The sequence below is a fragment of the Shinella sp. 838 genome (genome assembly GCF_029623935.1).
GTDB lineage: Bacteria > Pseudomonadota > Alphaproteobacteria > Rhizobiales > Rhizobiaceae > Shinella.
The window spans coordinates 26007-36568 of record NZ_JARSBQ010000022.1 but is presented as its reverse complement, the minus strand read 5'-3'; the positions used below and the strand labels follow the sequence as shown (position 1 = coordinate 36568).

Here is a 10562-nt window from a genome sequence, read left to right as displayed (position 1 = left end):
CATCAGACAGCGCCGCTTGAACCATCACGCCAAAGCGGCTTAAATCAACCCGCAAACCGAGCCGGAAACTCCGCTCTTCCAAAGCCCGAAAAGTCTCAGTTCATTTGACGACGGACAGCGACATAGGTGAAATCGGATAACCACAGCATGTTCGGCGCGGGAGCGAAGAACTGTCGGTTCACCCGGTCTAGCGGGCATGGAGCGGACTTGTCCGACACGGTGGTTTTGACTGGCTTGCCGCGAATGACGCCTTGAAGCCCCATCATTCTCATAAGCCGAGCGACGGTGCAGCGGGCAACGTCGTAACCTTCTCGCTGCAACTGCCGCCAGACTTTGCGCACGCCATAGACCTGGAAGTTCTCGTTGAACACCCGGCGTATCTCGATCTTCAGGGCCATGTCGCGTCGGGTGCGGGCCGATAGGCGGTCCACGTCCGTGCGTTTGGCAACGACCTCATAGTAGGTGGACGGGGCAATCGGCAGCAGCCTGCAGATCGGCTCGACCCCGAGCACCGAGCGGTGTGCATCGATGAAGGAAATCATCGCTTCAGTGGGCGGTCGAGCTCCGCCTGGGCAAAATACGCAGAGGCCTTGCGTAAAATCTCATTCGCCTGACGAAGCTCCCGGTTCTCCCGCTCCAAAGCCTTTATCTTCTCCGCCACGTCACTCGGCAAACCTGCACGCTTGCCGCTGTCGACCTCGGCCTTCTTCACCCATTCATTGAGCGTATGCGCCGAGCAACCGATCTTGGCCGCTATGGAAGATACAGCCGCCCACCGGGAAGGATGTTCGGCTTCATGATCGGCCACCATTCGAACGGCGCGGGCGCGGACTTCAGAAGAAAATTTGTTCGTCGTCTTGCTTGTCATAGACCCTACTTCTCACGAGTTGGGGTCTCCGGCAAAGCCGGGGCGGTTCACACCTCCCTTATCGGCGTCCAATCTTGGCTCTGACGCAGTTTTGGTGGTGATGGATTTTATCCCGCGCCGATGACGCGGGCTTGGAGGAGATCAATTTTTCCGCGGCCGTACATCTGGCGTTTCACAAGTTTGAGCTTGGTGATCTGCCCCTCCGTCTGGCCGTTGGACCATGGTGAAGAGATCGCTGCGCTGACGGCTGCTCGGTCTCTAACGACACCGTTGGCGAAGGAGGCGACCAAGCCCGATCGAGCGCGTTCCAACCATGTATCGAGATCAGCGAGAGATTTCTTGCGGATCATGGCCTGGAAGGCGGCGATGACTTCCCGGGCCTCAACCAGCAGCGGCACGCCACCCTCAATCGCCGCAACCGTCACGGTCTCAGATTTGGAAAGGTCGTCGCGGCCGATGGTCATGAGACGCGCAATGGTCCTGGCCGAAGGCGCTCGGCTCAACGCGCCCGCATCGACCTTCTCTGCTTTTCGACGGCGTGTGGCCCACTCGGTGACAACTCGAAGACAGCCGCGGAACCCTTGGCTCTTGAGTTGCCGCCATAGCTCCGTTCCATTCCGGTTTCCGGCCGTCCATTGAGCGTCAAGCCAGGGCAGGTAGAGTTCAAGCGAGTTCTCACGGACGCGGAAGACATCCGAACGTTGACCACGCAGTACGCGTCGGACAAGGCCGCGACTGTATCCGGTCCGGCGCACGATCTCCTTGATTGTTGCTCCGGACTTGGCCATGTCGAGAATTGCGGCGTTGGTGTCTTCCCGTCGAAGATATCCCTCGTACTGGATCCTCTCGGCGGCCGTCAGCAGTTCGGGGTTGATCGTGGCCGCTCCGATCGCAGTTCGGATCTGGCGCATCGATTTGCGCACCGCATCGAGGAATGCCCGGCTGGCGTTCTCCATTAAGTGCCAGCGGTCAGCGACCTGGGTGGCGTGTGGCAACGCCTTGGCTGCAGCCGTCGCGTAACCACCGCCGCGGTCGCGAGCGACGATGCTGATCTGAGGTTGGTCCGAGAGCCAGGCCTGGGCCGTCGACGGCTCCCGATCCGACAGGAGAGCAATGGTTTTGCGCCGTTCCAGATCGCAGATGATGGTCCCATAGCGTTGATTTCGTCGCCACGCCCAGTCGACGATACCGATCAAGGTGGGTGGGACAAAGCGCGGACTGCCGCGTCGCCGCACGACGCGCAGCAGCGTATCGTTGCTGACCGGCAACATCAGCCTTTTGGCAAAGGTGGCCGCTGGCCTGCCACCCAGTGCAAGTCCGAGATGATGGACGATGTGGTCAAGCCTGGCGGTTCGCCGCGCCGAAGGCGCGAGAATGTCTCCGTCGAAGCGCTCGGCGAAGATTCGCCGACCGCATAGCAGTGCATCGCAGTGGAACCGGCGCGCTTCAATGACAAGCCGAACGGGCTTTCCCACCAAGGGCAGGTCAGCCAGGCGTCGTTGATATCGACTGTGGATTCGTTCCGACCTTGTTCCACAGATTGGGCAAAAGCTTGCTTTGCTCGTCGGCCGGACTGCGATCAACATGACGTCGTCATCAATGGCTGTATTGTCGACTATAAAGCCGCGAGGGACGAGCGTCGACGATCTGAGCGAATGGCCCATGGTATTGATTCCTTGCGTGAAACCAACATCAGCCAGCACTTGATTTCATCAAAAGTGATGGTGTGGAACGGCCCTTCGCACCGGCATCGGGGATGCCTACTGTGGTGACGCCAATCGCCACAAGACAGAAGGAACCGTTCCATGGAGAAGATTACCATAATCGGACTGGATTTGGCCAAGTCGGTCTTTCAGATCCACGCCATTACTGAAGACGGGCACATAGCTGTCCGCCGTGCTTTGCGGCGATCACAGGTCTTGGAATTCTTTCGTCACATTGAGCCATGCCTTGTGGGAATGGAGGCATGCGGGAGTGCCCACTACTGGGCCAACGCAATCGGCGAATTCGGCCATACGGTGCGGTTGATGCCACCGGCCTATGTTAAGCCCTACGTCAAACGCAACAAGACCGACGCGGCTGATGCAGAGGCAATCTGCGAGGCGGTCACGCGTCCAACGATGCGCTTCGTGCCCGTCAAGTCACCGGAAGAGCAAGCCGCTGGGATGGTTTTGAAGACTCGAGAGTTACTCGTGCGTCAGCGAAGCCAGACGGCGAATGCCATGCGGGGCCATATGGCCGAGCTCGGAATCATCGCCGCGGCCGGAATGACAAGTATTGCCAAGCTCATTGCAATTTTGCGCGACGATCAAGACGGACGTCTGCCGCACTCGGCCAAGGCGGCGCTTCTTGAAATGGCCGATCAGATCGAAAGGCTGACAGAACGGGTTGAGGTGCTCGACAGCAAGATTATCGCAGCAGTGAAAGCCGATGATGCCGCTCGTCGGCTGACGACGATCCCCGGCGTAGGACCTATTATTGCGGCAACTGTTCGTGCCGCCGTTCAGGATCCGGCGGCCTTTCGGACAGGACGGGATCTGGCTGCCTGGATCGGCATTACACCAACAGCAAACTCCAGCGGAGGGAAGGAGCGGCTCGGCAAGATCTCGAAGCGAGGCAACAAGCAGTTACGAACGCTACTGATTGTCGGAGCGACGTCGATCCTGAAACAGGCTCGCAGAGGTTCTAAGTTGCCCGGTTGGGTGGTGTCATTAATGGCACGTCGCCCCTACAAGGTGGCAGCCGTGGCGCTCGCCAACAAGATGGCGCGCACAATATGGGCGCTTCTCGTCAAGGGCGGCACATACCAAGCGCCGGCGATGGCAAAAGCATAGGCATAGGCATAGGCATAGGCATAGGAACAGAATTCCCGGCGTTACTGCGTCGGGATAAAGTGGCAAGGTACGAAGTGTGATGAACCCGAGGGGCGATACCTCGATGTCGATCAGACCGTCTGACTCAATGCGCCTTCGAGCGCGAGAAAGTGATTAGGCGATCGACATCGCGGATCTCATCGTGGCCAGCGGTCAATGACCGCGCTGACAGGCCGGACATATGACTGCACCGTCCGACGGAGATTCATGCTGCCAACGCCTTGCTAACCGGGCCGTTCCACATATGAGTCAGAGCCCCGTTACGACGCCGATTGACAGTCTTAAACAGTGGAATGGTCTCGGATATCCAGCGATTTATCCTTCGACAAACGGGTCGGTTGTTCGAATCCATTCAAATCGAGGGAAGAGAAAGCTATGGACATCTCACGCGAATGCGTGGATTGATGAAAGCTTGCTCCTCTTGTAAGTCGTCCTGAAAGCCGGTCCACATGTTTATGTAGTCTCTCTAAATCATGTGTAGTTGTAGTAGAGAGTATTTGCGCGGGACAGGTGACGTTGCATCGCAGATCCTGCTGCCTCAGCATCATTGTTCCGGATAGCATCCAAAATAAGCTTGTGCTCCTCGATCGTTACTTGCTCTGCGCCTTTTACAACCACCATGTCCTGCTTGAATCGAGTCAGCCATACAAGCATGCCCGACACCGCAGCAGCTATAAGCGAATTGCCGCTGATGCCGGCGAGGATCTCGTGGAAGCGCATATCGGCTGCCACGAAAGCTGCCGAATCACCCTGCCGCGCTTGCATCTCCTTTATGCACTCATCAAGGAAACGGATGTCGTTGGCTGTTGCGCTCGTTGCGGCCATTCGCGCAAGTCCTACCTCGATCATAATCCGGGCCGACTTGAGATCTTCAAGACCTTTTGGGTTGTCGGCCAGGAGCATGATCATCGCTGCAGATATCTGATCGATGATTGCCTCGGGTGTAGGCTTGACGACGCGGGCACGTTCACCGTGCGAAATGCGGATCAACCCCATCTGCTGTAGCGTAAGCATCGCCTCGCGGATGGAGGGCCGTCCCACGCCGATCATCGCCATCAACTCCCGCTCAGAGGGGAGCTGTGATCCTGGCGGGAACTCCTTCGAGGCTATCGTCTCAATGAGGCGATCCAGTACGGACTGATACAATTTCTTCTTCTGAATGGGTTCCATTACGGCTCCGGGCGGCGGATCAGCGGCATGATCGGGTCACCATCACCAGTGGCCCAGCGGGTTTGTAACTATCAAATTTCAGGGCTGTGCGTCGACGCCTTATCTCAGCTTGCCATCCACGCCACCGCCGGTCCTCACCCTGCTGAAAAAATCGACTGTACCCATCTGCCCGCCTTTGAGAGCGAGCTGCAATCCGTCGATTTTAGGATCCTCGGAGCGGGCCACGTTGATGGAGGCCCCTGGCACGGTCGGCGCGAGTGCTTCAAGCGCCGTCACCCCCAGCTCCCGCGCTGCATGCCCAGACGTATCGCCGCCCGAGATCACTGCTCGTCGCAAGCCGCTCCGGGTCACGACACTGTGGAGGATCCGGCCCAGGGCCTGGCCAATGTTGCGATTTGCGTCGGCTGCCGCCGTGGCGCGGTTAGCAAGCCAGGTGCGGAACCGCTCTACGGCCGGATCATCAGGTCCCCGCGCCGTCGCAAGCAGCACATCCTGCCCACGCGTAAGCGCTTCCAGCATCTCGGTCACAATCCTTTCTTCCGCAGCGGGTGCATGGCCGCTCGCAAGATGACGTGGGTCGCCCTCGATCAGGTGAAATCCGCTTGCGGCTGCATTGGCGATCTGCTGCGCCGTCACCGGCGACACGGAAGCTGAAACAACCGCAATCGGACCTAGATCTCCGGCCGACGGCCGCGGAGCAACCGGGGGAATCATGCCTTCAGCGCGCCAATGGGCAACGAGCGCATACTCGATCCCTTGCGAGCCAAAGCACATCATATCAGCGTTGCGTCGCTGCCAAAGGATGCGCCCGATTTCGCGTTGATCGGCTTCAGAAACGCTATCCAAAGCAATGCCAGCTCGCCCCCTGCGTTCGGCTGCGGCAAAAACAGCATCCGCCTGTCCCAGATGCAGTTGATCTAGCCTTAGCGTTTCGATTGGCAGCCGGGTCTGCCGGGCAAGGTGTTGTGCAACATCAGCCTCGTTCATTGGCGTCACCGGATGGCGCGCCATGACGGGGTGGCGATCCAGCCGAAACACGCCATCGGGGGCCGCGGCAAAGAGGGATCCAAAGGCTTGATAGCGTTTTAGAGGGATTGCCGCGGGGTAAATTGGCATCAACCTTGTCCCCAATGTGGCGACGGCAATCTCCATGGCAGCGCCGATTGAGCCGATGTCTGGTGCCGAGTCGAGGGTCGAGCAGATCTTGTAGTGCAGAAGCGGCGCGCCTGTCTTCCGTAAAGCAGCAAACATGGCGGGGAGCTCTGCCTGCATCCATTGGGGGCTTTCAGAGCGGGCAGTGCCTGCGATCCCGATCCCCCGCATCTGCCCAAAGCGGGCGACCTGCTCGGGGGAGGGCGGATCAAGAAAGAGAATGGAAGGCAAGCCCGCAAAACTCAGGACCTCCATCACCGCAGCGGCGCCCGTAAAATCGTCACCATACCAGGCGATCAGCGGACCGGGCGGGAATTGCTCGACCTGCGTCATCTCTGGAACGCCTTCAAGGCAGCGGCCAACTCGGGATGGTCAAGGGCGTAGCCTGCGGCCGGAATGCCCGCCATCGCAGCATCCCAAGCCTGTCTTAGTCCCGCGACCCCTGCGGCAGGGCCCCCCGGATGAGCCATGATGCCACCGCCTGCTGCATGGATCAGGTCGGCGCTGCCAAGAGCTTGATAAGTGTCTTCTGCCTGGTGGACCGTCTGGCCGGAGGAAAATACCGGCATTGCCATACATGGTTTGCTGTCGAACATCGGGGCCAGGCATTCGCGAGCTGACGCAATGACGCTATCATCGGGTTCGGCAAACTTGTTGCGGAGGCCATTGCAATGCATGTGGTCGACCCCCGCCAGCCTCCAAAACTTCTGCCAGGCGATATAGGACCAACCCAGCATTGGCGCGCGGCTGAGATAGCCCCAACCGTTACGATGGCCGTGGATCGGCAACTGGCTGTGGCGCGTCAAACCCAGTAGCCCCGATAGGCCCACCGAATTCAGGCTTGCCATGACGCAGGTTCCACCCTCGGCAAGAACGAGATCGTGCCGGCGGCGCATCTGATCAACCTCGCCAGTCACGTTGAAGGCGAACATGGCTTTGCGTCCTGTCCGCTCAGCGTGAGCTCTGATCACCGGCATAACTGCCCGGACTCGCTCGTCGAAGGGACAATAGTGACCATCGGCCTGCAATTCGTCGTCCTTGATGAAGTCGATCCCCGCTTCTAGAAGCTGCGCCACGGCCGCTGCGGTTTCGGCAGCTGACAGCCCCACGCTTGGTTTGATGATCGTGCCGATTAACGGCCCTGAATCCACGCCGACTAGGCTGCGGGTGCCGGAAACGCCAAATTTTGGCCCGTCATAGGCGGCGGCGAAAGCCTCCGGCAGCCGGATGTCGAGGATCCGCAGGCCTGAGAATTGTTTCAGCTCGAAGAGATTGCCTGAGACGGTGGCCATCAGGCCTATGAGATCTGTGCCGATATTGTCGAGGGGCCAGGACAGGGTGACGCGAGCGCGACGGCATGCCGAGCCAGGCGCTGCAATTGATCCCGGAAGGCTGGGCGCCGCGACTTCTTCCATGAGCTCCAACGCCTCCACGCGCGCTGCCGAGCGTGCCTTCAGTTCCACCGTTTCCCCAGGAACGGGTGCGAAGGTGCCTGAAGATTGTTCGCCTGCCATTACCTCTGCTGCCTTTTCGGGATCCCCGGGGGTCTCGATCAGGTAGTCGGCTTCGATGCGCTCGAGCATCATGTCCTCCAATTGTTCAGTCCCTTGAGTCATTATACCAGCACATGACGCCTATCAAGCGGATCGTCCGCAGAAAGGCCGGAGAAGCTGGATATGGCGATGCCCAGCCGATTTGCGGAGGGGCCAGTCTTCAGTATTGACGAGAAAGTGATATAATGAGTATATGAGGTTAAGCGGCCGGGGAGGGTACCAGTGCAGACGAGGACGACAGCGGGATCCGTCATGGATGAGGGTGGGAAAGCAGTGGCTGACGCCATGGGTTCTGTCCTCCTCAGATACGGCAAGCTGCAGGCCGTCGCTGTCGCCGGCGATCTGCGCAGCCTTAGTTTTGACGGTGTCGAAATCCTGCGCGGCTTGAATGCGCCCCTGCGCGATGAAAACTGGGGTGTGGTTGAAATCGAGACGGTTCTGGAGGAGGCGACCGATCATTCTTATCGACGCCGGTTCAGGGGCAAGGTCGCACCCGTGGAGGGCAGCTTCAGCGTCGAGATGACCAACGAGCGCGAGTTGCGGGCGCTTTTTTCATTGAAGGCGCATGAGGCGGTCTTACTCAATCGCGCCGGTCTAACGCTTCTGCATCCGATCAAGGAAGTGGCGGGAAGCTGCCTCACCCTTCGCCATCCGGACGGTGGATCAACTCAGGCTGCTTTCCCTCTCAAAATCGCCCCGGCTCAGCCTGCGATGAACATCGCTGGAATGGCGTACGCCATCGGCGCTTTGTCCGTCGATATCCAGTTCGAAGGCGACGTGTTCGAAATGGAGGATCAGCGCAATTGGTCAGACGCATCCTTCAAGACCTATTGCCGGCCACTGACACTGCCGCGTCCATTCGTGCTTGAGCGCGGCCAATCTGTCGACCAGTCCATCGTCATCGGCATTTCTGGCGAAGTTGCCAAGGTGGAAGCCTTTCCGCGTGCCGAGGCTGAGCGCGTTCGGCTGCCGCAAGTGCTATTAGCGCATGATGCAGGATCGCTGCCGGTCAGCAAGGCTGGGCCGCTTCTGTTGCGGGTCTTCCCAGAGACCACGGACGATGATTTCACCAGAATAGAAGGCATGCCAGTCGGCGGCGTCGAAGTGGTCTTTGATGCGGTTTCCGACCTGCAGGCGACCGTCTTGCGCCTGATCGAGCACTATCCTCAACTTGGTCGGCTGACGGCACTCCCACGGCCCTACCTGAAGAGCTATCAACCTGAGGGGCCGTGGCCTGAGGGGCCGAGACCATCCGACGTCTTGCCCGTCCTGCGCAGGCTCCTGCCAGGCATTGCCTTGGGCGGTGGCAGCCTTACCCATTTCACGGAAGCCAATCGCTGCCCGCCTGCCAGTGATGCGGACTTCATCACCTTCGGCAATAGTGCCATTGTTCACGCAGCTGATGATCGCTCCATCACCCAGACCCTGGAGGCCTTGCCCGACATTTTCGCCTCAGCGGCAGCGCTCCTGCCGGCCAAGCCGCTTCATCTGGGTCTATTCTCCATTGCCATGCGGTCCAATCCCTATGGCGATGGATTAGCGGCCAATCCTCACGGCCGGCACATGACGATGACCAATGCGGATCCGCGGCAGAAGACAGAGTATGCGGCGGCCTATGCGGCTGCAGTCCTCGCGCTCGCTGCCAAGGCAGGTTGTGCAAGCATAGCGTTGGCAATGACTTCGGGACCGCTCGCAGCGGCCGGGCCGCTTGCCCACGTCGTGCAGTTCGCTCAGCAAACCGCGGGGGCCACGGCGGATGTCATCGTCGAGCCCGACAAATGGAGCCTCATGACCGAGCGGGGCGGGTATAGCGTCACTGCTGATGCAAAGGGCAGCCTCAGTCTCGCCTACCATTTTGGCAATGACGCTACGTTGGACGATGGTCAATGACGCGCCGCGGTGTTCTCATCGGCTGTGGGTTCTTCGCACGCAACCATATGCTGGCCTGGCGCGACCTTCCAGACGTCACGATTGTCGCTGTGTGCGATCTCGATCCCACCAAGGCTGCGGCATTCGCAGAGGAGTTCGGGGCCCGGGCATATCGCGATGCAGCTCAGATGCTCAAGGAGATCCGCCCCGACTTCGCCGATATCGCCACCACGGTGAGCTCTCATCGGAGTTTGGTCGAGTTGGCAGCCGACCATGGCTGCGCCGTTATCTGCCAGAAGCCGTTCGCAGCAGACCTGATCGATGCGCAGGCCATGGTCGACGCGTGCACACGCGCGGGCGTGGAGTTGCTCGTCCACGAGAATTTTCGCTGGCAGGCACCAATACGTCGCATCGCGGAGCTCATAGACAGTGGTGCCATCGGCCAGCCGCAGTTCCTGCGGCTGAACTTCCGCCATGCCTTTGATATTTATGCCAACCAGCCGTACCTGGCGCAGGTCGAAGATCTGGCGCTGTCGGATGTCGGGCTGCATCTCTTCGACGTTGCACGTCGATTGTTTGGTGAGGTGACCCGCATCAGCTGCGAGGCCCAGCGCCTCAATCCAAACGTCACGGGCCAGGACGCCTTCCTGGCACAGATGCGGCATGCAAACGGGGCTGTTGCCAGTGTTGAATGCAGCTTCTTCAGCCATTATGCACCCGACAGGTTCGTACAGACACTTGCGTTAGCCGAAGGCGACGAAGGCTCCATTGAGCTTGGCGATGGCTACCGCTTGCGGCTGCATCGCCGGGGTAGGTGCCTGGAGGAGGTGTTGGAGCCGCCGATCCCATCTTGGGGTGCGCGGCCCTGGAACCTCGTACAGGACTCCGTCATCGCGTTTCAACACCATGTTCTTGACGTGCTGGCCGGACGCGCAAAGGCACAACCTTCTGGCGCCGACAATCTGGAAACTCTGAGGCTCACCTTCGCGGCCGTGCAGTCAGCCAGGAACGATGGGCGGCAAATGAAGCTCGCTGCCAGGGGGGAGGAACCGCCGGCAGCCTGATCAGCCATGCGGA

The 10562-nt window shown here is 59.7% G+C and carries 7 protein-coding genes, 1 pseudogene and 1 other annotated feature; of the genes and pseudogenes, 3 read left to right on the top strand and 5 right to left on the bottom strand.

Annotation, left to right across the window (positions count from 1 at the left end; translation table 11 throughout):
- Positions 1-116: 116 nt before the first annotated feature.
- Together P9A16_RS33255 and P9A16_RS33250 are read right to left on the bottom strand one after the other, a co-directional pair.
- Positions 117-868: pseudogene (locus tag P9A16_RS33255) on the bottom strand (IS3 family transposase); the annotation flags it as partial.
- Positions 468-584, bottom strand: a sequence feature (AL1L pseudoknot). It overlaps the preceding pseudogene by 117 nt.
- A 107-nt stretch (positions 869-975) precedes the next feature.
- The gene (locus P9A16_RS33250) at positions 976-2532 is read right to left on the bottom strand and encodes an ISL3 family transposase (RefSeq protein ID WP_050746609.1); all 1557 of its coding nucleotides are present in this window, start codon (positions 2530-2532) and stop codon (positions 976-978) included.
- 141 nt (positions 2533-2673) lie between these two features.
- Here P9A16_RS33250 and P9A16_RS33245 point away from each other — a divergent pair, with 141 nt between their 5' ends.
- Entirely contained in the window at positions 2674-3702 is a 1029-nt protein-coding gene (locus P9A16_RS33245; protein ID WP_050746605.1) for an IS110 family transposase, read from the top strand.
- Between the two features lie 510 nt (positions 3703-4212).
- Here P9A16_RS33245 and nanR read toward each other — a convergent pair.
- From nanR to P9A16_RS33230, 3 genes are all read right to left on the bottom strand, one after another.
- A complete protein-coding gene (gene nanR, locus P9A16_RS33240) occupies positions 4213-4911 on the bottom strand; it encodes a transcriptional regulator NanR (RefSeq protein ID WP_050746604.1) in 699 nt (232 codons plus the stop codon).
- Positions 4912-5010: 99 nt separating this feature from the next.
- Positions 5011-6396 (bottom strand): four-carbon acid sugar kinase family protein, encoded by a 1386-nt coding sequence (locus P9A16_RS33235; protein ID WP_050746603.1) that lies wholly within the window; start codon positions 6394-6396, stop codon positions 5011-5013.
- The gene (locus P9A16_RS33230; RefSeq protein ID WP_050746608.1) at positions 6393-7646 is read right to left on the bottom strand and encodes a ribulose-bisphosphate carboxylase large subunit family protein; all 1254 of its coding nucleotides are present in this window, start codon (positions 7644-7646) and stop codon (positions 6393-6395) included. Before P9A16_RS33230 ends, P9A16_RS33235 begins: the two co-directional genes overlap by 4 nt.
- A 243-nt stretch (positions 7647-7889) precedes the next feature.
- Between P9A16_RS33230 and P9A16_RS33225 the strand changes: the two genes are divergently transcribed.
- Both P9A16_RS33225 and P9A16_RS33220 read left to right on the top strand, forming a co-directional pair.
- The gene (locus P9A16_RS33225) at positions 7890-9506 is read left to right on the top strand and encodes a hypothetical protein (protein ID WP_156334175.1); all 1617 of its coding nucleotides are present in this window, start codon (positions 7890-7892) and stop codon (positions 9504-9506) included.
- Positions 9503-10549 carry a Gfo/Idh/MocA family protein gene (locus P9A16_RS33220; protein ID WP_050746601.1) on the top strand — a complete coding sequence of 349 codons (1047 nt, stop codon included), beginning with the start codon at positions 9503-9505 and terminating at the stop codon, positions 10547-10549. The genes P9A16_RS33225 and P9A16_RS33220 overlap by 4 nt, the downstream gene beginning before the upstream one ends.
- The last annotated feature ends 13 nt before the right edge of the window (positions 10550-10562 follow it).

Bases quoted from the DNA above. Each gene is read 5' to 3' on its own strand.
- P9A16_RS33235 (WP_050746603.1), bottom strand. From the start codon at position 6,396: ATGACGCAGGTCGAGCAATTCCCGCCCGGTCCGCTGATCGCCTGGTAT.
- P9A16_RS33250 (WP_050746609.1), bottom strand. From the start codon at position 2,532: ATGGGCCATTCGCTCAGATCGTCGACGCTCGTCCCTCGCGGCTTTATA.
- P9A16_RS33220 (WP_050746601.1), top strand. From the start codon at position 9,503: ATGACGCGCCGCGGTGTTCTCATCGGCTGTGGGTTCTTCGCACGCAAC.
- nanR (WP_050746604.1), bottom strand. From the start codon at position 4,911: ATGGAACCCATTCAGAAGAAGAAATTGTATCAGTCCGTACTGGATCGC.
- P9A16_RS33245 (WP_050746605.1), top strand. From the start codon at position 2,674: ATGGAGAAGATTACCATAATCGGACTGGATTTGGCCAAGTCGGTCTTT.
- P9A16_RS33230 (WP_050746608.1), bottom strand. From the start codon at position 7,646: ATGCTCGAGCGCATCGAAGCCGACTACCTGATCGAGACCCCCGGGGAT.